Origin of the sequence: Pseudomonas sp. MM213, assembly GCF_020423045.1 — a bacterium.
Lineage (GTDB): Bacteria > Pseudomonadota > Gammaproteobacteria > Pseudomonadales > Pseudomonadaceae > Aquipseudomonas > Aquipseudomonas migulae.
In genome coordinates, this window is record NZ_CP081943.1 from 5,596,757 (window position 1) to 5,620,396 (window position 23,640).

Annotated in this window: 19 protein-coding genes; 12 read left to right on the top strand and 7 right to left on the bottom strand. The window is 60.7% G+C overall.

Annotated elements, in window-relative coordinates; translation table 11 throughout:
* Window positions 1–4: 4 nt before the first annotated feature.
* Window positions 5–1,309, bottom strand: a complete 1,305-nt coding sequence (locus tag K5R88_RS25360) for a phospholipase (protein ID WP_226298593.1) — start codon at window positions 1,307–1,309, stop codon at window positions 5–7.
* A gap of 249 nt (window positions 1,310–1,558) precedes the next feature.
* Between K5R88_RS25360 and kdgD the strand changes: the two genes are divergently transcribed.
* The 5 genes from kdgD to K5R88_RS25385 all read left to right on the top strand — a co-directional run bounded on the left by kdgD (window position 1,559) and on the right by K5R88_RS25385 (window position 8,185).
* The gene (gene kdgD / locus K5R88_RS25365; protein WP_008026855.1) at window positions 1,559–2,470 is read left to right on the top strand and encodes a 5-dehydro-4-deoxyglucarate dehydratase; all 912 of its coding nucleotides are present in this window, start codon (window positions 1,559–1,561) and stop codon (window positions 2,468–2,470) included.
* Window positions 2,471–2,529: 59 nt separating this feature from the next.
* Complete coding sequence (locus K5R88_RS25370) at window positions 2,530–3,975, top strand: aldehyde dehydrogenase family protein (protein ID WP_226298594.1); 1,446 nt, start codon at window positions 2,530–2,532, stop codon at window positions 3,973–3,975.
* A gap of 161 nt (window positions 3,976–4,136) precedes the next feature.
* A complete protein-coding gene (locus K5R88_RS25375) occupies window positions 4,137–5,504 on the top strand; it encodes an MFS transporter (protein WP_008026859.1) in 1,368 nt (455 codons plus the stop codon).
* An 11-nt stretch (window positions 5,505–5,515) separates the two neighbouring features.
* Window positions 5,516–7,069, top strand: coding sequence for a galactarate dehydratase (garD, locus tag K5R88_RS25380; protein WP_008037432.1), 1,554 nt, complete (start codon window positions 5,516–5,518; stop codon window positions 7,067–7,069).
* Between the two features lie 174 nt (window positions 7,070–7,243).
* Window positions 7,244–8,185, top strand: coding sequence for an AEC family transporter (locus K5R88_RS25385; RefSeq protein WP_192227725.1), 942 nt, complete (start codon window positions 7,244–7,246; stop codon window positions 8,183–8,185).
* A gap of 108 nt (window positions 8,186–8,293) precedes the next feature.
* On the opposite strand, the gene K5R88_RS25390 is transcribed toward K5R88_RS25385, so the two are convergent.
* The 6 genes from K5R88_RS25390 to gatC all read right to left on the bottom strand — a co-directional run bounded on the left by K5R88_RS25390 (window position 8,294) and on the right by gatC (window position 13,523).
* On the bottom strand, window positions 8,294–8,674 hold the full coding sequence (locus K5R88_RS25390; protein WP_226298595.1) for a carboxymuconolactone decarboxylase family protein: 381 nt from the start codon (window positions 8,672–8,674) through the stop codon (window positions 8,294–8,296).
* Window positions 8,671–9,732 (bottom strand): calcium/sodium antiporter, encoded by a 1,062-nt coding sequence (locus tag K5R88_RS25395; RefSeq protein WP_008037426.1) that lies wholly within the window; start codon window positions 9,730–9,732, stop codon window positions 8,671–8,673. The genes K5R88_RS25390 and K5R88_RS25395 overlap by 4 nt, the downstream gene beginning before the upstream one ends.
* 50 nt (window positions 9,733–9,782) lie before the next feature.
* A complete protein-coding gene (locus K5R88_RS25400; protein ID WP_223555771.1) occupies window positions 9,783–10,154 on the bottom strand; it encodes a septal ring lytic transglycosylase RlpA family protein in 372 nt (123 codons plus the stop codon).
* 157 nt (window positions 10,155–10,311) lie between these two features.
* Window positions 10,312–11,757 carry an Asp-tRNA(Asn)/Glu-tRNA(Gln) amidotransferase subunit GatB gene (gene gatB / locus K5R88_RS25405; protein WP_008026871.1) on the bottom strand — a complete coding sequence of 482 codons (1,446 nt, stop codon included), beginning with the start codon at window positions 11,755–11,757 and terminating at the stop codon, window positions 10,312–10,314.
* A gap of 10 nt (window positions 11,758–11,767) precedes the next feature.
* Window positions 11,768–13,219: an Asp-tRNA(Asn)/Glu-tRNA(Gln) amidotransferase subunit GatA gene (gatA, locus tag K5R88_RS25410; protein WP_008026874.1), complete on the bottom strand. Its 1,452-nt coding sequence runs from the start codon at window positions 13,217–13,219 to the stop codon at window positions 11,768–11,770.
* Between the two features lie 16 nt (window positions 13,220–13,235).
* The gene (gene gatC / locus K5R88_RS25415; protein ID WP_008026876.1) at window positions 13,236–13,523 is read right to left on the bottom strand and encodes an Asp-tRNA(Asn)/Glu-tRNA(Gln) amidotransferase subunit GatC; all 288 of its coding nucleotides are present in this window, start codon (window positions 13,521–13,523) and stop codon (window positions 13,236–13,238) included.
* Between the two features lie 214 nt (window positions 13,524–13,737).
* Here gatC and mreB point away from each other — a divergent pair, with 214 nt between their 5' ends.
* The 7 genes from mreB to K5R88_RS25450 all read left to right on the top strand — a co-directional run bounded on the left by mreB (window position 13,738) and on the right by K5R88_RS25450 (window position 23,632).
* On the top strand, window positions 13,738–14,775 hold the full coding sequence (gene mreB / locus K5R88_RS25420) for a rod shape-determining protein MreB (protein ID WP_002555108.1): 1,038 nt from the start codon (window positions 13,738–13,740) through the stop codon (window positions 14,773–14,775).
* Window positions 14,776–14,961: 186 nt separating this feature from the next.
* Window positions 14,962–16,062 (top strand): rod shape-determining protein MreC, encoded by a 1,101-nt coding sequence (gene mreC, locus K5R88_RS25425; RefSeq protein WP_442963918.1) that lies wholly within the window; start codon window positions 14,962–14,964, stop codon window positions 16,060–16,062.
* Window positions 16,062–16,553, top strand: a complete 492-nt coding sequence (gene mreD, locus K5R88_RS25430; RefSeq protein ID WP_008037410.1) for a rod shape-determining protein MreD — start codon at window positions 16,062–16,064, stop codon at window positions 16,551–16,553. Before mreC ends, mreD begins: the two co-directional genes overlap by 1 nt.
* A 44-nt stretch (window positions 16,554–16,597) precedes the next feature.
* Window positions 16,598–17,194 carry a Maf family protein gene (locus tag K5R88_RS25435; protein ID WP_008037408.1) on the top strand — a complete coding sequence of 199 codons (597 nt, stop codon included), beginning with the start codon at window positions 16,598–16,600 and terminating at the stop codon, window positions 17,192–17,194.
* A 57-nt stretch (window positions 17,195–17,251) separates the two neighbouring features.
* Window positions 17,252–18,709 (top strand): ribonuclease G, encoded by a 1,458-nt coding sequence (rng, locus tag K5R88_RS25440; RefSeq protein ID WP_008026884.1) that lies wholly within the window; start codon window positions 17,252–17,254, stop codon window positions 18,707–18,709.
* A gap of 75 nt (window positions 18,710–18,784) precedes the next feature.
* On the top strand, window positions 18,785–22,588 hold the full coding sequence (locus K5R88_RS25445) for a YhdP family protein (protein WP_226298596.1): 3,804 nt from the start codon (window positions 18,785–18,787) through the stop codon (window positions 22,586–22,588).
* A 195-nt stretch (window positions 22,589–22,783) separates the two neighbouring features.
* Window positions 22,784–23,632, top strand: coding sequence for a carbon-nitrogen hydrolase family protein (locus K5R88_RS25450; protein ID WP_226298597.1), 849 nt, complete (start codon window positions 22,784–22,786; stop codon window positions 23,630–23,632).
* The last annotated feature ends 8 nt before the right edge of the window (window positions 23,633–23,640 follow it).

Below are 23,640 nucleotides of genomic sequence, written 5' to 3' on the forward strand. Positions count from 1 at the left end.
CTTATCAGGCCACGTTGCCAGTCGGGTTGTAGTCCTTGAGCAGCAGGTAAGTGCTCCAGCCCCACCAGTCATCGACGGTGGCGGTGTCATTCAGGTTATTGACGTCCTTGCGCCGCAACACCTTGTTGCCCTCGACCTTGAACAGCGGCGAGAAATTGCCCGTCGGGTTCAGTACCGCTTGCAGATCAGGCAGTTTTTTCAATGCCGCGAAACTGCCGGGCGACGGGGCGATGCCGCTGAGGTACGTCGCGAAAATTTCATCCGCCGACACCTGGACCGCTAGATTGACCTGGGCGCGATTGGCGCTGTCGATTGCATCGAAGTAGCGCTTGTCGCCATAAGCGTGCCATTGAGCGCCGTCGCCATTGCGCACATTGAGGCCGAACTTGCTGTCTTCGTCGTGCATGAAGCGGGTAATCAACGAGCCCAGATCACTCGGCGTGACCACCGCTGCCAACTGTTTGCGCGGCACCCGCAGGTGGCCGGCGGAAAACAGGTCAGTCAGGTAGTGATCGGCGAAAGCGTTCATCGCGTAAGCCAGTTCCAGCGACGCGTCATCGCCACTGTTGTGGGCGACCACCGCTTGTTGCAATGCCGCCGTATGCCCGGCGATGTAGGCCAGCAGTGCCCACTCGGCGAAGTGGTCAGCGTTGTTGGCGGCCAGTTTCAGGTAGCGGCCCAATGGATACAGGGCCGAGACGAAACTGCCGCCGCCGGTGATCTTGTTCCACTCTTCCGACAACGTATCACCCAGTGCGTCATACGCCTCGTGGGGCTGTTTGCCGTCCTTTATCGCCTGTTTAACCGCGGCGATTTCCTTCTGCATGACGCCGAGGATCAGCTTCGCTTCGGCATTTGATGCCGGCAGCACCGCCAGGGAATTGAAGGCCTCGTTAAAGCGCTGGATCCGGTCGGCGGCGGTTGCGCCTTCGCTGACCGGTTTGTCCGGGATTCCATAGAAATCACCGCCCAGTGCAACAACCTGCCCATACGTCAGGGCCAGGCCGTTAGGCAAATGCAACTCGACCTGCGAGGCTGTTATCGCCGGTGCATCCTTGACGAAACGCAGCAGCGTGTTATCGCCGATGGCGGTGTGTTCACCACCTTCGAACCTCAGCTGTGGCTTGCCTTTCAAGGCGTTGCCGGATGCAGGGGCGGATGGCTGGTGGGTGTCGGTCCGGTGCTCGTCGAGGCGCAGGACCAGATGGTCATTACCCGTAATGGCGATGCCGTTCTCGGTGAACAGATCATCCAGCCCGGCAATGACCTGTTTTGGTTTTTCCTGAGGTTTTGTGTGTAGACCTGACATTTCTATCTCCTTGATATGTCGTCGGTATGCTTCAAGATAACTGTATGCATATACAGTTGTTCAGAGCATAGAGAAGATCTTTCCTACGTCAAGAAAATACTTTTCCGACGCATAAATTTTGGGTGCGGCGATGAAATGCAGTTGACGGTTGTTTTTTAAGTTGTACGATGACCTACAACTTCGGCGCAGGCTGAACGGTTTTCTCACACACACACACAAACAAACGTTGCTACCCAGGGTGTTCGAATAATGAATCCACAAGAACTGAAGTCCATCCTCTCTTCCGGTCTGTTGTCTTTCCCGGTTACCGATTTCAATGCTCAGGGCGACTTCAATCGCGCGGGCTACATCAAGCGTCTCGAATGGCTGGCCCCATACGGCGCCTCGGCTCTGTTCGCCGCAGGCGGCACCGGTGAGTTCTTCTCCCTGGCGGCCAGCGAATATTCGGAAATCATCAAGACTGCCGTCGACACCTGCGAAACCAGCGTGCCGATTCTGGCCGGCGTTGGCGGTTCGACCCGTCAAGCCATCGAATACGCACAGGAAGCCGAGCGTCTGGGCGCCAAAGGCCTGTTGCTGCTGCCGCACTACCTGACCGAAGCCAGCCAGGACGGCGTTGCCGCCCACGTTGAAGCCGTGTGCAAATCGGTGAAGATCGGCGTGGTGGTTTACAACCGCAACGTCTGCCGCCTGACCGCGCCGCTGCTGGAACGCCTGGCCGAGCGCTGCCCGAACCTGATCGGTTACAAGGATGGCCTGGGCGATATCGAGTTGATGGTGTCGATCCGTCGTCGCCTCGGCGATCGCTTCAGCTACCTGGGTGGTTTGCCGACCGCCGAAGTCTACGCCGCTGCCTACAAGGCCTTGGGCGTACCGGTTTACTCCTCGGCGGTGTTCAACTTCATCCCGAAAACCGCGATGGATTTCTACCACGCCATCGCTCGCGAAGATCACGCCACCGTCGGCAAGATCATCGACGACTTCTTCCTGCCGTACCTGGACATCCGTAACCGCAAATCCGGTTACGCGGTGAGCATCGTCAAGGCGGGTGCAAAAATTGCCGGCTATGACGCAGGTCCTGTGCGTGCGCCGCTGACCGATCTGACCGGCGAAGAGTACGAAATGCTCGCCGCGCTGATCGACAAGCAAGGTGCGCAGTAACACACCCGATTAAACAAGGCCGCTGAGCAATCAGCGGCCTTTTGCGTGAGGAGATTGTTGTGGCTGATACAAAGCGTTTCGATAACTACATCAACGGTGAATGGGTTGCCGGCAGTGAATACTGCGCCAACATCAACCCGTCCGAACTGACCGACACCATCGGTGAATACGCCAAGGCTGATCTGGCCCAGGTCCACGCCGCCATCGACGCCGCTCGTGCTGCGTTCCCGGCCTGGTCGACCTCGGGCATTCAAGCCCGCCACGACTCGCTGGATAAAGTCGGTACTGAAATCCTCGCTCGCCGCGAAGAACTCGGCACCTTGCTGGCTCGGGAAGAGGGCAAGACCCTGCCTGAAGCCATCGGCGAAGTGACCCGCGCCGGTAACATCTTCAAGTTCTTCGCCGGTGAAACCCTGCGTCTGTCCGGCGACTACTTGCCGTCGGTACGTCCGGGCGTCAACGTCGAAGTCACTCGCGAAGCCTTGGGCGTGGTTGGCCTGATCACCCCGTGGAACTTCCCGATCGCCATCCCTGCGTGGAAAATCGCCCCGGCCCTGGCCTACGGCAACTGCGTCGTGCTGAAACCGGCGGATCTGGTGCCGGGTTGCGCCTGGGCGCTGGCTGAAATCATCTCCCGCGCAGGCTTCCCGGCCGGCGTGTTCAACCTGGTGATGGGCAGCGGTCGCGTGGTTGGCGATGCAATGGTTCAGAGCCGGAAAGTCGATGGCATCAGCTTCACCGGTTCCGTCGGTGTCGGTCGTCAGATCGCCGTCAGCTGCGTGTCGCGCCAGGCCAAGGTTCAGCTGGAAATGGGTGGCAAGAACCCGCAGATCATCCTCGACGACGCCGACCTCAAGCAAGCGGTCGAACTGTCGGTACAGAGCGCGTTCTACTCCACCGGCCAGCGTTGCACCGCTTCCAGCCGCTTCATCGTCACTGCCGGCATCCACGACAAGTTCGTCGAAGCGATGGCCGAGCGCATGAAGTCGATCAAGGTCGGCCACGCGCTGAAAACCGGCACCGACATTGGACCGGTGGTCTCGCAAGCTCAGCTTGAACAGGACATGAAGTACATCGACATCGGTCAGTCCGAAGGTGCACGTCTGGTCAGCGGCGGCGGTCTGGTGACCTGCGACACCGAAGGCTACTACCTCGCGCCTACGCTGTTTGCCGACAGCGAAGCGGCGATGCGCATCAGTCGCGAAGAGATCTTCGGCCCGGTGGCCAACATCGTTCGCGTGGCGGATTACGACGCTGCACTGGCCATGGCCAACGACACCGAATTCGGTCTGTCGGCGGGCATCGCCACCACGTCGCTGAAGTACGCCAACCACTTCAAACGCCACTCCCAGGCCGGGATGGTGATGGTCAACCTGCCGACGGCGGGCGTGGATTACCACGTTCCATTCGGTGGGCGTAAAGGTTCATCCTATGGTTCCCGCGAGCAAGGTCGCTACGCGCAAGAGTTCTACACGGTTGTGAAGACCTCCTACATCGGTTCCTGATTCACGCAATACCTGTAGGAGCCGGCTTGCTGGCGATCGCATCACCACGGTGTAAATGACACACCGAGGTGCCTGCATCGCCAGCAATCGAGCGTCGACCGGCCGTTCCTACAGAACATCGTTATTACCCGCATAAAAATAATCAGTGGGAGTACATCTACATGCAAGCGACCAAGCCGACCCACGTCCGCTATTTGATTTTGCTCATGCTTTTTCTGGTGACCACGATCAACTACGCCGACCGGGCTACCATCGCAATCGCCGGCTCCAGCCTGCAAAAAGACCTCGGCATCGACGCGGTCACCCTCGGTTACATCTTCTCCGCATTCGGTTGGGCCTACGTGGCCGGGCAAATTCCCGGTGGCTGGCTGCTGGACCGTTTCGGCTCGAAAAAAATCTACGCGCTGAGCATTTTCACCTGGTCATTGTTCACCGTGCTGCAGGGCTATGTCGGCGAGTTCGGCATGTCCACGGCAGTGGTTGCGCTGTTCATGCTGCGCTTCCTGGTGGGCCTGGCCGAAGCGCCATCCTTCCCTGGTAACGCACGCATCGTGGCCGCCTGGTTCCCGACCGCTGAACGCGGCACCGCCTCGGCGATCTTCAACTCGGCGCAATACTTTGCCACCGTGTTGTTCGCGCCGCTGATGGGCTGGATCGTCTACAGCTTCGGCTGGCAGCACGTGTTCATCGTGATGGGCGTGATCGGCATCATCTTCTCGGGCATCTGGCTGAAGGTGATCTACAGCCCACGCCAGCACCCGATGATCAACGACGCTGAGTTCAAACACATCGCCGACAACGGCGGCATGGTCGATATGGACCAGGACAAAGGCAAAGGCAAAAAAAGCGACGGTCCGAAGTGGGACTACATCCGCCAGTTGCTGACCAACCGCATGATGCTCGGCGTGTACCTGGGCCAATACTGCATCAACGGCATCACCTACTTCTTCCTGACCTGGTTCCCGGTGTACCTGGTGCAAGAACGCGGCATGACCATCCTCAAGGCTGGTTTCATCGCCTCGTTGCCGGCGATCTGCGGTTTCATCGGTGGTGTGCTCGGCGGGGTGATTTCCGACTACCTGCTGCGCAAGGGCCATTCCCTGACCTTTGCTCGCAAGGCGCCGATCATCGCGGGCTTGCTGGTTTCCAGCAGCATCGTGGCTTGCAACTATGTCGATGTTGAATGGATGGTCGTGGGCTTCATGGCCTTGGCTTTCTTCGGCAAAGGCGTGGGTGCGCTGGGTTGGGCAGTCGTGTCCGATACCTCGCCGAAACAGATTGCCGGTCTCAGCGGGGGCCTGTTCAACACCTTCGGCAACATCGCGTCGATTACCACGCCGATCGTCATCGGCTACATCATCAGCTCCACCGGTTCGTTCAAGTGGGCACTGGTGTTTGTCGGTTGCAACGCACTGGTTGCAGTGTTCAGCTACCTGGTGATCGTTGGCCCGATCAAACGTGTGGTGCTCAAAGAGCCACCGGTCAGCGGCCCTGAAACAAACAACAAATTGTCACAAGCGCATTCCTGAGGAGCGGCGTCATGCAGTTGATTGAACATTCCGACTCGCCGCGCTACATCCGCCTGCACGAGCGAGACAACGTCGTGATCGTGGTCAACGATCAGGGCGTGCCGGCGGGCACCGAGTTTCCCGATGGCCTGGTCACCGTGGACTTCGTGCCGCAGAGCCACAAGGTCACCCTCGAGGACATTCCCGAGGGCGGCCAGGTGATTCGTTACGGCCAGACCATTGGCTACGCGTTGCAGCCGATTCCGCGCGGCAGTTGGGTCAAGGAAGATCAACTGCGCATGCCCACCGCGCCACCGCTGGACAGCTTGCCGCTGTCCACCGAGGTGCCGGCGGCGCAGGCACCGCTGGAAGGCTTTACGTTCGAGGGTTATCGCAACGCCGACGGGACCGTCGGCACGCGCAACATTCTCGGGATTACCACCACGGTGCAGTGCGTCACCGGCGTTCTGGATCATGCGGTCAAGCGCATCAAGGACGAGTTGCTGCCCAAGTACCCGAACGTCGATGACGTGGTTGCGTTGACTCACAGCTACGGCTGCGGCGTGGCAATCACCGCGACGGATGCGTACATCCCGATCCGCACCGTGCGTAACCTGGCGCGCAATCCGAACCTGGGCGGCGAAGCGCTGGTGATCAGCCTGGGCTGCGAGAAATTGCAGGCCGGGCAGGTGATGCACGAGAACGACAGCTCGGTGGATTTGAGCGATCCGTGGCTGTATCGCTTGCAGGATTCGAGTCACGGTTTCACCGAAATGATCGAGCAGATCATGGCCCTGGCCGAGACTCGATTGAAGAAGCTCGATCAACGTCGCCGGGAAACCGTGCCGGCGTCCGAACTGATTCTCGGCATGCAGTGTGGTGGCAGCGATGCGTTCTCCGGCATCACCGCCAACCCGGCGCTGGGTTACGCCTCTGACCTGTTGCTGCGCGCCGGTGCGACGGTGATGTTTTCCGAAGTCACCGAAGTGCGCGACGCGATTTACCTGCTGACGTCCCGCGCCGAAACCGAGGAAGTCGCTCAGGAACTGGTGCGGGAAATGGACTGGTACGACCGTTACCTGGCCAAGGGCGAAGCGGATCGCAGCGCCAACACCACGCCGGGCAACAAGAAGGGCGGGTTGTCGAACATTGTCGAGAAATCCCTTGGGTCGATCGTCAAATCCGGCAGCAGCGCGATCAACGGCGTGCTGGGCCCTGGCGAGCGCTTCAAGCGCAAAGGCCTGATTTTCTGTGCGACCCCGGCCAGCGATTTTGTCTGCGGGACGTTGCAACTGGCGGCCGGGATGAACCTGCACGTGTTCACCACCGGGCGTGGCACGCCGTATGGCCTGGCGATGGCGCCGGTGGTGAAGGTATCGACCCGGACCGAACTGGCGCAGCGCTGGCCGGACCTGATCGACATCGATGCCGGGCGGATTGCGACTGGACGGGCGTCGATCGAGGATCTCGGGTGGGAGTTGTTTCACTACTACCTGGACGTGGCCAGCGGGAAGAAACAGACGTGGTCGGAGCGGCACAAGCTGCATAACGACATTACCCTGTTCAACCCTGCGCCGATCACGTAAGACCGCGTCATCGTTCTTCGCGGGCAAGTCGGGTCGCCGCACCGCTCGCTCCTACAGGTCCGGTGATCTTCTGTAGGAGCGAGGCTTGCCCGCGAAGGCTTTCTACCAGACGCCAACGTCTTGGGTGGCTTATCATTAGCCCCCTAACGACGCCCACCCAAGGTGACCCCCGGCATGCTGGCTATCTTCCTCGAAACCCTGAACATCACCGCGCCGGTGTTTGCCATGCTGTTTCTGGGCGTGCTGCTAAAGCGTATCAACTGGATCAACGACAATTTCATCCACACTGCGTCGGCTCTGGTGTTCAACGTCACCATGCCGGCGTTGCTGTTTCTGGGCATCCTGCATGCCGACTTGCACGCCGCGCTGCAACCGTCGCTGCTGATCTATTTTTCGATTGCCACGCTGGTCAGCTTCGCCATCGCCTGGGGCTGGGCGATCTGGAAGTGCCCACGTGAAGACCGCGGGATTTACACCCAGGGTGCGTTTCGCGGCAACAACGGCGTTATCGGCCTCGCGCTGGCAGCGAGCATGTACGGCGATTACGGAATTTCCCTCGGCGCGATTCTCGCGGCACTGGTGATCCTGTTTTACAACACGCTGTCGACCATTGTGCTGGCGGTGTACAGCCCGGTGATCAAGTCCGACCCGTGGAGTATCTGCAAAAGCGTGATGAACAACCCGCTGATCATCAGCGTGTTTGCGGCGGCGCCGTTCGCGTATTTCAATATTGCCTTGCCGGGCTGGCTGGAGAAGTCCGGGCAGTACCTGGCGCAAACCACGTTGCCCTTGGCGTTGATCTGCATCGGCGGCACGCTGTCGCTGGCGGCGATGCGCAAAAGCGGCCACATGGCACTCAGCTCCAGCCTGGTGAAGATGATCGGCCTGCCGGTGCTGGCGACGCTGGGTGCATGGCTCTGGGGTTTTCGCGGGGCGGAGTTGGGGATTCTGTTCCTGTACTTCGGCAGCCCGACCGCGGCGGCCAGTTTTGTCATGGCGCGTCAGGCCGATGGCAATCATGAACTGGCAGCGGCGATCATTGTGATCACCACGCTGATGGCGGCGGTGACCACCAATATCGGGATCTTTTTGTTGCAGTGGGGTGGGTGGATCTAGCTTCAGATTCTCTGTGCGCTTTAGATCCATTCGCGGGCGAGCCTCGCTCCTACAGAAGGTCATCGAACGTGTAGGAGCGAGGCTTGCCCGCGAAAGCGGCGGACCTGCTTACTCCGGCTTCTGATAGCTATCGATCACTTCCTGCGCCGCCCGAAACGCATCGATCGCCGCCGGCACACCGGCATACACCGCGCAATGCAGCAGTGCCTCGCGAATCTCTTCCACGGTGCAGCCATTGTTCAGCGCGCCGCGCACGTGGCCTTTCAATTCCTGCGGGCACTTCAGCGCGGTCAGCGCGGCGAGGGTGATCAGGCTGCGGGTTTTCAGCGGCAAACCTTCGCGGCTCCACACACTGCCCCAGGCGTGTTCATTGACGAAATCCTGCAACGGCTGGGTGAACTCGGTGGCATTGCCCAATGCGCGATCGACGAACGCGTCGCCCATCACTTGGCGGCGGACTTCAACGCCGGATTTTTTATTGTCGGTCATGGCAATTCCTTCTTGTGGTGTTGGCGACGCCAGGCGCGCAGCGACGTGAACAGCAAAAACGCCAACAGCGCCGGCAGGACGAAAAACAGCATCAGGTGTTCAAGCTTGCCGGCCAGCGGCATGCCGGTGGTGAACGACACCACGTGCAGGCCGTAAGCCAGGTACAAACCCAAAAACAGCAGACCTTCGGCGCGGGTCACCCGGTAGCCGGAATAGAACACCGGCAGGCACAGCGCCGCGACGCCGAGCATCACCGGCAAGTCGAAATCCAGCGCGTTGGGCGAGACCGACAATGGCGACGGCGCGATCAGTGCGGTAACGCCCAGCACGCCCAACAGGTTGAACAGGTTGCTGCCGATCACGTTGCCTACGGCGATGTCGCGCTGGCCACGCAATGCCGCGATCAACGAGGTCGCCAGTTCCGGCAACGAAGTGCTGACGGCGACGATGGTCAGGCCGATGATCCGTTCCGACAGCCCCAGGTCCGTGGCGACCGACACCGCGGCGCCCAGCAGCAAATGCCCGGCGTAGATCAGCATCGCCAGGCCCGCGACGATCATCAGCAGGCTGCTGAACCACGGAACTTCAGGGCCTTCATGCGGGCTCGTTTGTGGGCGCGCCGAATGCCGCGACTGGCGCAGCAGCAGGCCCAGATACACCATCAGCGCCGCCAATAGCAGGACGCCGTCGACCCGGGTCAGTTCTTCATTCCATGCCAGAACGAACACCAGCAGGCTGGCGCCGATCATCAGTGGAATATCCAGGCGCACCAGTTGCCGCGAGACCCGCAGCGGGATGATCAGCGCCGAAAGCCCGAGGGTGACGAGGATGTTGAAGATGCTGCTGCCGATCACGCTGCCGACGGCGATGTCGGCGTTCTGCGCCAGCGTGGCTTGCAGGCTGACGGCCATCTGCGGTGCGCTGCTGCCGAGGGCGACGATGGTCAGGCCGATGATCAGCGGTCGAACGTGCAGTCGCGCGGCCACGCGCACAGCGGCGCGCACCATCAGTTCGGCACCGGCGATCAGTAGAACCAGGCCGCTGAGCAGTTCAATCACGCTGAGCAGGGGTAAGTCGGCAAGTCCGAAAATGGTCGGGGCTCCGTGAGTCAGTCGAGGGCTTGCACGCGAACCCGTGCGGTGCCGCTTTTGATCATGCCCAGTTGCTCGGCGGCTTCGTGAGACAAGTCGATCAGGCGCCCGCGAGTGTGCGGCCCGCGATCATTGATGCGGACTACACAGGATTTGTCGTTTTTCAGATTGGTGACCTTCACCCGCGTACCAAAGGGTAGTTGGCGGTGGGCAGCGGTCATGGAATTTTTGTCGAAACGTTCACCGCTGGCGGTGCGTTTGCCCTGGTGTTTGGCGCCGTAGTAGGACGCCACGCCTGTCTGGTCGTAACCGTGAGGATCGACGGCATCGGTGCTGGCGCAACCGGCCAGCAGCGAGAGCAGGGCGCAGGCGGCAAGTAGACGCTTCATTCAATGGTTTCCACAAGCAAATGTGGGGGCGACGGTGCGACGATTCGACCTGCTCGCGATGGTGTGTCAGCTACATTGATGCCGACTGACACACCATCGCGAGCAGGCTCGCTCCCACAGGGGGTAGAGCCAGGCTTGAATACTGGCTCCATGCTCATCAGCCTTCGAGCTTGCTTTTCAGCAGTTCGTTGACCTGTTGCGGGTTGGCCTTGCCTTTGGAGGCTTTCATGGCCTGGCCGACGAAGAAGCCGAACATCTTGCCGCGTTTGGCTTCGTCTGCCGCGCGGTATTGTTCGACCTGCTCGGCGTTGGCCGCGAGCATTTCGTCCAGCACCGCCGAGATCGCGCCGGTGTCGGTCACTTGCTTCAAGCCGCGCTTGTCGATGATCTCGTCCGCGCTGCCTTCGCCATTGGCCATCGCTTCAAACACCACTTTGGCGATCTTGCCGGAGATGGTGTTGTCCTTGATGCGCAGCAGCATGCCGCCCAGTTGCTCGGCCGAAACCGGCGACTGATCAATGTCCAGGCCTTGTTTGTTCAACAGGCTGCCCAGTTCAACCATGACCCAGTTGGCCGCCAGTTTGGCGTCGCCGCCAATGCTCGCGACTTTCTCGAAGTAATCGGCTTGCTCGCGGCTGGTGGCCAGGACGCTGGCGTCGTAGACCGACAGACCGAACTGCTCCTGGAAACGCTCGCGTTTCTGCGGTGGCAATTCCGGCAGGGTGGCGCGCACGTCGTCGAGGAACGAGTTCTCGATGACCACCGGCAGCAGGTCCGGATCGGGGAAGTAACGGTAGTCGTTGGCTTCCTCTTTGCTGCGCATCGGACGGGTTTCGTCCTTGTTCGGGTCGTACAGGCGAGTCTGCTGGATCACCTTGCCGCCGTCTTCGATCAGTTCGATCTGACGCTGCACTTCGGTGTTGATCGCCTTCTCGATGAAGCGGAACGAGTTGACGTTCTTGATCTCGCAACGCGTGCCGAACTCAGCCTGGCCTTTCGGACGGATCGACACGTTGCAGTCGCAACGCAGCGAACCTTCGGCCATGTTGCCGTCGCAGATGCCCAGGTAGCGCACCAGCGCGTGGACAGCCTTGACGTAAGCCACGGCTTCCTTGGCGCTGCGCATGTCCGGCTCGGAAACGATTTCCAGCAGCGGCGTGCCGGCGCGGTTCAGGTCGATGCCGGTGGCACCGTTGAACTCTTCGTGCAGGCTTTTACCGGCGTCTTCTTCCAGGTGCGCGCGGGTGATGCCAACGCGTTTGACCGTACCGTCTTCAAGGGCGATGTCCAGGTGGCCCTTGCCGACAATCGGCAATTCCATCTGGCTGATCTGGTAGCCCTTGGGCAGGTCCGGGTAGAAATAGTTTTTACGGGCGAACACGTTGTGCTGGCCGATCTCGGCATCGATAGCGAGGCCGAACATCACGGCCATGCGCACCGCTTCCTGGTTCAGCACTGGCAAGACGCCAGGCATGCCGAGGTCAACCAGGCTGGCCTGGGTGTTCGGCTCGGAACCGAAAGTGGTGGAGCTACCGGAAAAGATTTTCGACCGGGTGGTGAGCTGGGTATGAATCTCCAGCCCGATCACGACTTCCCATTGCATGTGTTTCTCCTCAGAAGCCGGTTGGGGTGCGGGTGTGCCAGTCAGTGTTCAACTGATACTGATGGGCAACGTTCAACAGGCGACCTTCCTGGAAATACGGGGCGAGCAGTTGCACGCCGACCGGCAGGCCATCGACGAAACCGGCGGGCATGGACAAGCCCGGCAGGCCGGCGAGGTTGGCGGTGATGGTGTAGACGTCTTCCAGGTAGGCGGCGACCGGGTCGCTGCTCTTGGCGCCAAGCTTCCAGGCCGGGTTCGGCGTGGTTGGGCCGAGGATGATGTCGACTTCATTGAAAGCCGCCATGAAGTCGTTCTTCACCAAACGACGAATCTTCTGCGCCTTCAGGTAGTAGGCGTCGTAGTAGCCGGCCGACAGCGCGTAGGCGCCGACCATGATCCGGCGCTGCACTTCTGCACCGAAACCTTCGCCACGGGAACGCTTGTACAGGTCTTCCAGGTTTTTCGGGTCTTCGCAGCGATAGCCGAAACGCACGCCGTCGAAACGCGACAGGTTGGAAGACGCTTCTGCCGGGGCGATCACGTAGTACGCAGGAATCGCGTGCTGCATGTTCGGCAGGCTGATTTCCTTGATCACGGCACCGAGCTTTTCCAGCTCCTTGATGCTGTTCTGGATCAACTCGGCGATACGCGGGTCGAGACCGGCGCTGAAGTATTCCTTCGGCACACCGATGCGCAGGCCTTTCAACGAGTCGTTGAGGCTGGCGCTGTAATCCGGCACGGGCTCGTCGATGCTGGTGGAGTCATTGCTGTCGAAACCGGCCATGCCTTGCAGCAGGATCGCGCAGTCTTCGGCAGTGCGCGCCAACGGGCCGCCCTGATCGAGGCTGGACGCGTAAGCGATCATGCCCCAGCGCGAAACGCGACCGTAGGTCGGTTTCAGGCCGGTGAGGTTGGTGAACGCGGCCGGCTGGCGGATCGAGCCGCCGGTGTCGGTGGCGGTCGCGGCTGGCAACAGACGAGCGGCAACGGCCGCCGCCGAACCACCCGACGAACCGCCCGGCACGTGTTCCAGGTTCCACGGGTTTTTCACCGCGCCGTAGTAGCTCGACTCGTTGGCCGAACCCATGGCGAATTCGTCCATGTTGGTCTTGCCCAGGGTCACCGCGCCGGCGGCTGCCAGTTTGGCGACGACGGTGGCGTCATACGGTGCCTTGAAGTTGTCGAGCATCTTCGAGCCGCAGCTGGTGCGCACGCCCTGGGTGCAGAACAGGTCTTTATGGGCGATCGGCGCGCCGAGCAGGGCGCCGCTCTCACCATTGGCACGGCGTGCGTCAGCGGCTTTCGCCTGCTGGAGCGCCAGGTCTTCGGTGAGGCTGATGAAACTGTTGAGCTGTGGATCGAGCTGGGCGATGCGCGCCAGCAGGACTTTGGTCAGCTCTTCGGAAGAAAACTTTTTATCGGCGAGTCCGCGGGCGATCTCGGCCAGAGTCAATTGATGCATTGCAGGCTCTTTCCCTTTAGTCGATGACTTTCGGAACCAGGTACAGGCCGTTTTCGACCGCTGGTGCGATGGACTGATAGGCCTCGCGATGATTGGTCTCGGTCACGACGTCTGCACGCAGGCGCTGGCTGGCTTCCAGTGGGTGGGCGAGCGGCTCGATACCGTCGGTATTGACCGCCTGCATTTCGTCGACCAGTCCCAGAATGCTGTTCAGGGCCGAAGTGATGTGTGGAAGATCGGCATCATTGAGGCCCAGACAGGCCAGATGAGCGATTTTTTCCACGTCGGAGCGTTCAAGCGTCATGGGATTCTCCAGTGGAAGGAAAACAGAACGGATGCTATCCGTGTGTTAGATTGTCGGAACACTACCGCATTTCTACGGTCATAAGGCCGCGATTGTGGGGGTTGGTGCACAGAAAAGCGGCCAATTTAACATATTGGCGCCTTGCCCAAAATCCCTGTCGTTGTTAGAGTTTGCCGCACTTTTTTACCCACGCGTTGCCTAGGGTCCCTTTCCCATGTTCAAGAAACTGCGTGGCATGTTTTCCAGCGATCTTTCCATTGACCTGGGCACTGCCAACACCCTTATTTACGTGCGCGAGCGCGGAATCGTCCTGAATGAGCCATCGGTTGTGGCTATTCGGACACACGGTAACCAGAAAAGTGTCGTTGCTGTCGGCACCGAGGCCAAGCGCATGCTCGGCCGTACGCCGGGCAACATTGCCGCCATTCGTCCGATGAAGGATGGCGTCATTGCCGACTTCAGCGTCTGCGAAAAGATGCTGCAATACTTTATCAACAAGGTTCACGAAAACAGCTTCCTGCAGCCTAGCCCTCGTGTGCTGATCTGCGTTCCGTGCAAATCCACTCAGGTTGAGCGTCGTGCCATCCGTGAGTCGGCCCTTGGTGCCGGCGCACGTGAAGTGTTCCTGATCGAAGAGCCGATGGCGGCTGCGATCGGTGCCGGCCTGCCGGTTGAAGAAGCACGCGGTTCGATGGTGGTCGATATCGGTGGTGGTACCACTGAAATCGCACTGATCTCCCTGAACGGTGTGGTTTACGCCGAATCCGTACGGGTTGGCGGCGACCGCTTCGACGAAGCGATCATCACCTACGTGCGTCGCAACTACGGCAGCCTGATCGGCGAATCCACCGCCGAGCGCATCAAGCAGGAAATCGGTACTGCCTACCCGGGCGGCGAAGTTCGCGAAGTCGACGTTCGCGGCCGTAACCTGGCCGAAGGCGTTCCACGCGCATTCACCCTGAACTCCAATGAAGTGCTGGAAGCTCTGCAAGAGTCCCTGGCCACTATCGTTCAGGCTGTTAAAAGCGCACTGGAGCAATCGCCTCCGGAGCTGGCTTCCGATATCGCCGAGCGTGGCCTGGTACTGACCGGTGGTGGCGCCTTGCTGCGTGATCTCGACAAGTTGCTGGCCCAGGAAACCGGTCTGCCGGTGATCGTTGCCGAAGACCCGCTGACCTGCGTTGCTCGCGGCGGTGGCCGCGCATTGGAAATGATGGATAAACACACCATGGATCTGCTGTCGAGCGAGTGATCGCCCGATGCAACTATGCTGTTGAGCGCGCAGGCGGCACTTTGCAGTGCTGCCTGTTTGCGTTTACCTTCTGTCAGTCTGTATCCAGGCCGGTCTGCCGTATGAATAAAGAAAACATTTGCCTGGGAGGAGCGGCTTATTAAACCGCTTTTCACCAAAGGGCCTTCACTGGGCGTGCGCTTGTTGGTGCTGGTCGTGCTATCGGTCGCGCTGATGGTGGTCGATGCCCGCTTCACACTGCTCAAGCCAGTGCGTAGCCAGATGTCGCTGGTGCTGATGCAGTCTTACTGGATCACCGACCTGCCGCAGCGGCTATGGCAAGGTGTGGCCAGCCAGTTTGGCAGCCGTACCGAGCTGGTCGCCGAAAACGAAAAACTCAAGACCGAAAACCTGCTGCTGCAGGGTCGCATGCAAAAGCTTGCCGCCCTCACCGAGCAGAACGTTCGGCTGCGCGAGTTGCTCAATTCCTCCGCGCTGGTCAACGAGAAGGTCGAAGTGGCCGAGTTGATCGGCATGGACCCCAACCCCTTCACCCATCGCATCATCATCAATAAAGGTGAGCGCGACGGTGTGGTCCTCGGTCAGCCGGTGCTCGATGCCCGTGGCCTGATGGGCCAGGTGGTCGAGTTGATGCCGTACACCTCCCGTGTGCTGTTGCTCACCGACACCACCCACAGCATCCCGGTGCAAGTGAACCGTAACGGACTGCGAGCGATTGCCAGCGGCACCGGCAACCCGGAACGTCTGGAACTGCGTCACGTGGCCGACACGGCGGATATCAAGGAAGGCGACTTGCTGGTCAGCTCCGGTCTCGGCCAGCGATTCCCGGCGGGTTACCCGGTGGCGACGGTCAAGGAAGTGATTCACGATTCCGGCCAGCCATTTGCCATTGTCCGCGCCGTGCCGACCGCTGCCTTGAACCGTAGCCGTTACCTGTTGCTGGTGTTCAGCGATACGCGTACACCGGAAGAGCGTGCAAACGACGCCGCTCAGGCCCAGGAAAACCTCGATGCGCAAGGCGGCGGGCCAATCATTCCCGCCACCGTGCCGAAACCTGCTGCGGTGATTGCACCTGCTGCTGCCGCCGTTCCAGCGACTTCACCTGCTGTGACCCCGGCCAAGCCTGCTGCCACAACCCCGGTCAAACCCGCTGCCGCACACCCTGCCGCCGCCAAGCCGCCCGCGACTGCACCCGCCGCCAAACCACCGGCGACACAACCCGCTGTCGTGAAGCCCGCTGCCAAACCGCCTGTCTCTGCACCGGCTACCACTGGGGGAAGAGAATAATGGTCGGTGCTACCGCCTCCCGAAACGGCTGGATGATCTGGCTGACGTTCGCCATCGGCATGTTGCTCAGCGTTTCGCCGCTGCCGCAATTCATGGAAATCCTTCGCCCGCTATGGCTCGCCTTGCTGCTGGCGTTCTGGGCGTTGGCCCTGCCGCAGAAAGTCGGCATGGTCACCGCGTGGTGCCTGGGCTTGGCCGAAGATGTGCTTTACGGCACGCTGCTGGGCCAGAACGCGTTGATCCTGACGCTCATCACGTTCCTGGTGCTGTCGCTGCAACAGCGGCTGCGGATGTTCCCGATGTGGCAACAGAGCCTGGTGATCCTGGTGATCTTCGGCCTCGCGCAGCTTGTTCAGCTGTGGCTCAGCGCCCTGACCGGCAATCGTCAGCCAACGCTGGCGCTGGTCTTGCCGGCACTGGTCAGCGCGTTGCTCTGGCCGTGGATCAGCTTCGGTTTGCGCGGTCTGCGTCGACGTTACAAAATTAACTGATTCGGTCAGGCATTTGCCCACACCATGACAAGGGAGATGTCTTGATGAAACAGCTATTCCTCGCCTCAGGCTCGCCGCGTCGGCGTGAACTGCTCACGCAGATCGGCGTGCCGTTCTCCGCCATCAGCGCGGACATCGATGAAACCCCTTTGAACCATGAATCGCCGTCGGCCTATGTCGAGCGCCTTGCGCGCGGCAAGGCTGAAGCCGGGCGTGGCGCGGTCGTGTCCGACGCCGATTTTTGCGTGCTGGGCGCTGATACCGCCGTAGTGCTCAACGGCAAAATTCTCGGCAAACCGGTGGACGAAGCCGACGCGTGCGCCATGCTTATGATGTTGGCAGGACAAGAACATGAAGTGCTGACCGCCATTGCCGTGCTTGACGGTGAGCGTTGCGAGTCTCGTGTTGTGCGCAGCCTGGTGCGTTTTCGCCCCATTGATCTCAATGAAGCGGCGGCCTACTGGGCCAGCGGCGAACCTCGGGACAAGGCGGGTGGCTATGGCATTCAAGGACTGGGCGCGGTGTTTGTCGCCGGGCTCAATGGCAGCTACTCGGCGGTGGTCGGGCTGCCGCTGTGCGAAACCGCTGAGCTGCTTGGCCATTTCGGCATACCCTGTTGGCAAACCCTTAACGCGCGCTGAGCGTCGTACTGACAAGATGCGGCCATTATCGTGAACATGCCTGAACGAGACCCTGCCATGAGTGAAGAGATCCTGATCAACATCACGCCGATGGAATCGCGCGTGGCGGTGGTTGAAAACGGTGTCCTGCAAGAGGTCCACGTCGAACGCACGCAAAAACGCGGTATCGTCGGCAACATCTATAAAGGCAAAGTTGTGCGGGTGTTGCCGGGCATGCAGGCGGCGTTCGTCGACATCGGTCTGGACCGCGCTGCGTTCATTCATGCCTCGGAAATTTCCCTGCGCGAAGGCCCTGCGGTCGAAAGCATCAGCTCCCTGGTCCATGAAGGCCAAAGCCTGGTCGTGCAAGTCACCAAGGACCCGATCGGTTCCAAAGGCGCACGCCTGACCACACAACTATCAATACCTTCGCGTTATCTGGTGTACATGCCGCGTACCGCGCATGTCGGCATTTCCCTGAAGATCGAAGACGAAGCCGAGCGCGAGCGCCTCAAGCAAGTGGTCACCGATTGCGTGGCCACGGAAGGCATCAAGGAAGCCGGTGGTTTCATCCTGCGTACCGCCGCCGAAGGCGCCGGGGCCGATGAGATCCTCATGGACATCCGCTACCTGCGCCGGCTCTGGGATCAGATCAACGAGCAGATCAAAACCATCAGCGCGCCGAGCGTGATCTACGAAGACCTTGGCCTGGCATTGCGCACCTTGCGCGACCTGGTCAGCCCGAAGATCGAGAAGATCCGCATCGATTCCCGGGAAACCTTCCAGAAAACCACACAGTTCGTGGCCGAACTGATGCCGGAAATCGCTGATCGCCTGGAGCATTATCCGGGCGAGCGGCCGATCTTCGACCTGTACGGCGTCGAAGACGAAATCCAGAAAGCCCTCGAACGCAAAGTCCCGCTGAAGTCCGGCGGTTACCTGGTGGTGGACCCGGCGGAAGCCATGAGTACCATCGACGTCAACACCGGGGCGTTCGTCGGTCATCGCAACCTTGAAGAAACCATCTTCAAGACCAACCTCGAAGCCGCGACCGCCATCGCTCGCCAGCTGCGCCTGCGCAACCTGGGCGGGATCATCATCATCGACTTCATCGACATGGAAGACGAAGAGCATCAGCGTCAGGTGCTGCGTACGCTGGAGAAACAACTGGAGCGCGACCACGCCAAGACCAACATTATCGGCATCACCGAGTTGGGCCTGGTGCAGATGACCCGCAAGCGCACCCGCGAAAGTCTCGAACAAGTACTGTGCGAGCCGTGCAACAGTTGCCAGGGGCGCGGCAAGCTCAAGACACCGGAAACGGTCTGCTACGAAATTTTCCGCGAAATCCTCCGTGAGGCTCGCGCCTATCAAGCGGAAGGCTATCGTGTATTGGCGAACCAGAAAGTCGTCGACCGCTTGCTCGATGAAGAGTCGGGCAACGTCGCCGAGCTGGAAGGATTTATCGGACGCACCATTCGGTTCCAGGTGGAAACCATGTATTCCCAGGAACAATACGACGTGGTGCTGCTCTGAATCGCTGTGTTTCAACCCGACTAGAACAGCTGGCCTCAGCTTTTTGCAGTAATTTTGCCATGGGAGCCAACTGACATGGACCGTCTGACACGCATTTTGGCCGCACTGACCCGCTGGGGTCTGGGCCTGTGCGCGTTGGCTTTGGTGATGATGGCGCTTTACGTCAGTCTCGGTCGCGAGCTGGCGCCGCTGGTGGCCGAGTACCGGGCCGAAGTCGAAACCAAAGCCGGTGCTGCCCTGGGCATGCCGCTGCATATCGGTGAGCTGGAAGGCAACTGGAGTGGCTTCGCGCCGATTCTGCTGGCTCACGACGTGATGGTCGGCGAGGGCACCAATGCCCTGCGTCTGGATCAGGTGCGCGCGGTGCCGGACCTCTGGGCCAGCCTGACGGCCCGTGAACTGCGCATCGCTCATCTGGAACTCAACGGTCTGAAGATCAGCCTCAAGGAAGGCGAGGACGGTCATTGGGCGCTGGAAGGCTTGCCGGTGCAGCAGGATCAGCCGCTGGATCCGGAACAACTGCTCAATCGCATGCAGATGGTCCAGCAGTTGTCGGTGCTCGACAGCCAAGTGACCTTGCAGCCACTGGATCACCCGCCGCTGACCTTGACCTACGTTGGCCTGAATCTGAAAACCGGCGTCTCCCGGCAGCGACTCGACGCACGGCTGACCCTGCCCGACGGCCAGCCGGTCGCCATGAGCGTGCGCACCCGCATTAGCGCCAGTCAGTGGCAGGACGGTGCAGCGGATGCGTACCTGAGCCTGCCGCAAAGCGACTGGTCGAAATGGCTGCCCGAGCGTGTGACCCAGCAATGGAATTTTTCCGAGATCAAGGCCGGTGGCGAGCTTTGGATCAACTGGAGCAAAGGCGCTCTGCAAAGCGCCGCGATCCGCTTGAACGCGCCGCAACTCAAGGGCGCCTACGCCGAGCGCAAGCCGATCCAGATCAACAACCTGGCGCTCAACAGTTATTTCCAGCGCAGTGCCGAAGGCTTTCTGGTGACGGTGGACTCGCTGTCCATGAACTTCGGTGAGACCCGCTGGGAATCGCACCTGCAACTCAAACAGAGCCTGGCCACCGACACGACCGAAGAGCTCTGGCATCTGCAAGCCGACCGCCTCGACCTCACCCCGCTGACTCCGCTGCTGAATGCCTTGGGGCCATTGCCCGAAGGCCTCGCCACCGCCGTCGAGCGGCTCAAGGTGACGGGTGGTTTGCGTAACGTGCTGGTCGACATCCGGCCCAACGCCACCGACGACAGCAAGGTCAGTTTTGCCGCCAACCTCGACCGGGTCGGCTTTGATGCCTATCACGGCGCCCCGGCAGCGCGGAATGTCAGCGGTAGCATCAGCGGTGATCTGGGGCACGGCGAACTGCGCATGGACAGCAAGGATTTTTCCCTGCACCTGGACCCGATTTTCGCCAAGCCATGGCAATACATTCAGGCCAACGCCCGTTTGACCTGGAAGCTCGACAAAGAAGGTTTCACCCTGATCGCGCCGTACCTGAAGGTGCTGGGCGAAGAGGGCAAGATTGCCGGCGACTTCCTGATCCGCCTGCATTTCGATCACACCCAGGAAGACTACATGGACCTGCGGGTCGGCCTGGTGGAGGGCGATGGCAAGTACACCGCCAAGTACCTGCCCGAAGTGCTCAGCCCGGCGCTGGACGAATGGTTGCGTACGGCGATTCTCAAGGGCGCGGTAGACCAGGGCTTCTTCCAGTATCAGGGCTCGCTGAACCATGGCGCCGCCGACACCGCGCGCAGCATCAGCCTGTTCTTCAAAGTGCACGATGCCGAGCTGGCGTTCCAGCCGGGCTGGCCGCATGTCAGCAAGGTCACTGGCGACGTGTTCATCGAAGACAGTGGCGTGCGGATTCTGGCCAGCAAAGGTCAGTTGCTCGACACACAAGTCAGCGATATTTACGTCAATATTCCCCACGCGCCCGCCGGGCAAAACCCTCACCTGTTGCTCGATGGTGCTTTCGCTGGCGGGTTGGGCGATGGCCTGAAAATTCTCCAGGAAGCGCCGATCGGCACCGCCGCCACCTTCGCCGGATGGGAAGGCGAGGGCGAGCTGAAGGGCAAGCTGAAACTGGATATTCCGCTGGCCAAAGGCGAACAGCCGAATATCCTCGTCGACTTCAAGACCGCCAAGGCGCGCTTGAAACTGGCCGAGCCAGTCCTTGAACTGACTCAGTTGAAGGGCGATTTCCGCTTCGACAGCACCAAAGGCTTGAGTGGGCAGAACATCACCGCTCGTGCCTTTGACAAACCCGTCACCGCACAGATTTTCGCTGATGGCAGTCCAGGCGACATCAAGACGCGCGTCACCGCTTCCGGCCAGGTCGAGGTCAAAAAGCTGACTGACTGGCTGAGTGTCACGCAGCCGTTGCCGGTCTCTGGTTTGATCCCGTATCAGTTGCAACTGAACCTGGATGGCGCAGACAGCCAGTTGATGGTCAATTCCAGCCTCAAAGGTGTGGCCGTCGATTTGCCGGCGCCGTTCGGCATGGCGGCCGATGTGGGGCGCGACACGACATTCCGCATGACCCTGCAAGGGCCGGAACGGCGTTACTGGGTCAAGTACGGCGAATTGGCCAGCTTCACGTTTGCAGCGCCGGCCGGCAGTTTTGCCGACGGTCGCGGTGAACTGTTCCTCGGTGGTGGCGATGCCGTATTGCCAGGCGGCAAAGGCCTGCGGGTGCGCGGCGTGCTGTCGGAGCTGGATGTCGGCCCGTGGAAGGATCTGGTGGACAAGTATGCCGGCCAGGATCCGGGCGGCAGCGCCAAGCAGTTGCTCAGCGGCGCGGATTTCAAGGTCGGCAAGCTCAGCGGCGTCGGTACCACGCTTGATCAGGCCTCGGTGCAGTTGAACCGCAAGCCGAGTGCGTGGGCCCTGCAACTCGACAGCCAACAGGTCAAGGGCACCGCCGGTATCCCCGATGCGAAAGCCGCACCGATTGCGATCAATCTGCAATACGTGCGTTTACCGGCACCGGACCCAACGGTTTTGGCCGATGAAAATTCGCCGGATCCATTGGCCTCCGTGGATCCGACGAAGATCCCGGCGCTGGATATCACCATCAATCAACTGTTCCAGGGGCAGGATCTGGTAGGGGGCTGGTCGCTGAAAGTGCGTCCGACCGCCAAAGGCATCGCGCTCAATACGCTGGATCTTGGCCTCAAGGGCCTTCTGTTGCAGGGCAGCGGCGGCTGGGAAGGCGCGCCAGGTGCTTCCACCAGTTGGTACAAGGGTCGGGTCAGCGGCAAGAATCTGGCGGATGTGCTGAAAGGCTGGGGCTTTGCGCCCAGTGTCACCAGCGAAGAGTTTCAAATGGATGTCGACGGTCGCTGGCCCGGTTCACCGGCCTGGCTGGCCACCAAGCGTTTCTCCGGGACGCTTGATGCGTCGCTGAACAAAGGCCAGTTCGTTGAAGTCGAGGGTGGCGCTCAGGCGTTGCGGGTATTTGGCCTGCTCAACTTCAACTCCATCGGCCGGCGCTTGCGGCTGGACTTCTCCGATCTGTTTGGCAAAGGCTTGAGTTACGACCGGGTCAAAGGCTTGCTGGTCGGGACCAACGGCGTTTACGTGACCCGTGAGCCGATTCTGCTGACCGGTCCGTCGAGCAATGTCGAGCTCAATGGCACGCTGGACCTGGTGGGTGATCAGATCGATGCGAAACTGCTGGTGACCTTGCCGGTTACCAACAACTTGCCGATTGCCGCGCTGATTGTCGGTGCACCGGCCATCGGTGGGGCGCTGTTCCTGATCGACAAGCTGATCGGTGACCGCGTGGCACGTTTCGCCAGCGTGAAATACACCGTCAAAGGCCCGTGGAAAGAGCCGAAAATCACCTTCGACAAACCTTTTTGAAAAGCCACTCCCCAAGCCTATGGAGTAGCATGGCCCTAGGCTCTAATGCTCCGACGCTAATCTCTGTAGGAGCGAGCGATGCGGCGACCCGACTTGCCCGCGAACCGACCCACCGAGGTGTGTCAGGAACGACGCTTTCGCGGGCAAGCCTCGCTCCTACGGGGTATCTATTGATTACTAGGTAAAGGGAAGGCCATGTCTGTAGCGGTGATTCAAATGGTCAGCCAGAGCGACGTGCTGGCCAATCTGGCCCAGGCCCTTCGGCTGCTTGAACAAGCGGCCGTCGGGGGCGCAAAGCTTGCCGTGCTGCCGGAAAACTTCGCCGCCATGGGCCGACGCGACATCGCTGACATCGGCCGCGCCGAGGCGTTGGGCGAAGGTCCGATCCTGCCCTGGTTGAAACAGACCGCCCGCGACCTCAAGTTATGGATAGTGGCCGGCACATTGCCGTTGCCGCCGGCGGATCAGCCAGCGGCGAAAGTGCATGCCTGCTCGCTGCTGGTCAATGATCAGGGCGAAACGGTGGCACGCTACGACAAGCTGCACTTGTTCGACGTGGACGTGGCGGACAACCGTGGGCGGTATCGTGAGTCCGATGACTATGCTTATGGCAGTGGCGTGGTGGTCGCGGACACGCCCGTCGGTCGAGTCGGCCTGACGGTCTGTTACGACCTGCGCTTCCCGGAGCTGTACAGCGAATTACGCGCTGCCGGGGCGGAGTTGATTACCGCGCCGTCGGCCTTTACTGCGGTGACCGGTGCGGCGCATTGGGATGTACTGATTCGCGCGCGGGCCATTGAGACCCAGTGTTATGTGCTCGCGGCTGCCCAGGGTGGAACGCATCCGGGGCCGCGAGAAACCTGGGGGCATGCCGCAATTGTCGACCCGTGGGGTCGAGTGCTGGCGCAACAGGATCAAGGCGAGGCCGTGCTGCTGGCCGAACGCGATAGCAGCGAACAGGCGTCCATCCGGGCGCGGATGCCGGTGTCCAGTCACCGGCGCTTTTTCTCGCAGGGCGCCCGGCGACCTGCCTCAGAACGATGAATTTAAGG

Excerpts from the sequence above, each read along its gene's own strand:
- gatC (WP_008026876.1), bottom strand. The coding sequence starts at position 13,523 with ATGACGCTTGAACGCTCCGACGTGGAAAAAATCGCTCATCTGGCCTGT.
- mreD (WP_008037410.1), top strand. The coding sequence starts at position 16,062 with ATGGTCGGTGCTACCGCCTCCCGAAACGGCTGGATGATCTGGCTGACG.
- gatA (WP_008026874.1), bottom strand. The coding sequence starts at position 13,219 with ATGCATCAATTGACTCTGGCCGAGATCGCCCGCGGACTCGCCGATAAA.
- K5R88_RS25450 (WP_226298597.1), top strand. The coding sequence starts at position 22,784 with ATGTCTGTAGCGGTGATTCAAATGGTCAGCCAGAGCGACGTGCTGGCC.
- K5R88_RS25385 (WP_192227725.1), top strand. The coding sequence starts at position 7,244 with ATGCTGGCTATCTTCCTCGAAACCCTGAACATCACCGCGCCGGTGTTT.
- mreB (WP_002555108.1), top strand. The coding sequence starts at position 13,738 with ATGTTCAAGAAACTGCGTGGCATGTTTTCCAGCGATCTTTCCATTGAC.
- K5R88_RS25360 (WP_226298593.1), bottom strand. The coding sequence starts at position 1,309 with ATGTCAGGTCTACACACAAAACCTCAGGAAAAACCAAAACAGGTCATT.
- K5R88_RS25445 (WP_226298596.1), top strand. The coding sequence starts at position 18,785 with ATGGACCGTCTGACACGCATTTTGGCCGCACTGACCCGCTGGGGTCTG.
- K5R88_RS25435 (WP_008037408.1), top strand. The coding sequence starts at position 16,598 with ATGAAACAGCTATTCCTCGCCTCAGGCTCGCCGCGTCGGCGTGAACTG.
- K5R88_RS25390 (WP_226298595.1), bottom strand. The coding sequence starts at position 8,674 with ATGACCGACAATAAAAAATCCGGCGTTGAAGTCCGCCGCCAAGTGATG.
- gatB (WP_008026871.1), bottom strand. The coding sequence starts at position 11,757 with ATGCAATGGGAAGTCGTGATCGGGCTGGAGATTCATACCCAGCTCACC.
- garD (WP_008037432.1), top strand. The coding sequence starts at position 5,516 with ATGCAGTTGATTGAACATTCCGACTCGCCGCGCTACATCCGCCTGCAC.
- K5R88_RS25400 (WP_223555771.1), bottom strand. The coding sequence starts at position 10,154 with ATGAAGCGTCTACTTGCCGCCTGCGCCCTGCTCTCGCTGCTGGCCGGT.
- K5R88_RS25375 (WP_008026859.1), top strand. The coding sequence starts at position 4,137 with ATGCAAGCGACCAAGCCGACCCACGTCCGCTATTTGATTTTGCTCATG.
- rng (WP_008026884.1), top strand. The coding sequence starts at position 17,252 with ATGAGTGAAGAGATCCTGATCAACATCACGCCGATGGAATCGCGCGTG.
- kdgD (WP_008026855.1), top strand. The coding sequence starts at position 1,559 with ATGAATCCACAAGAACTGAAGTCCATCCTCTCTTCCGGTCTGTTGTCT.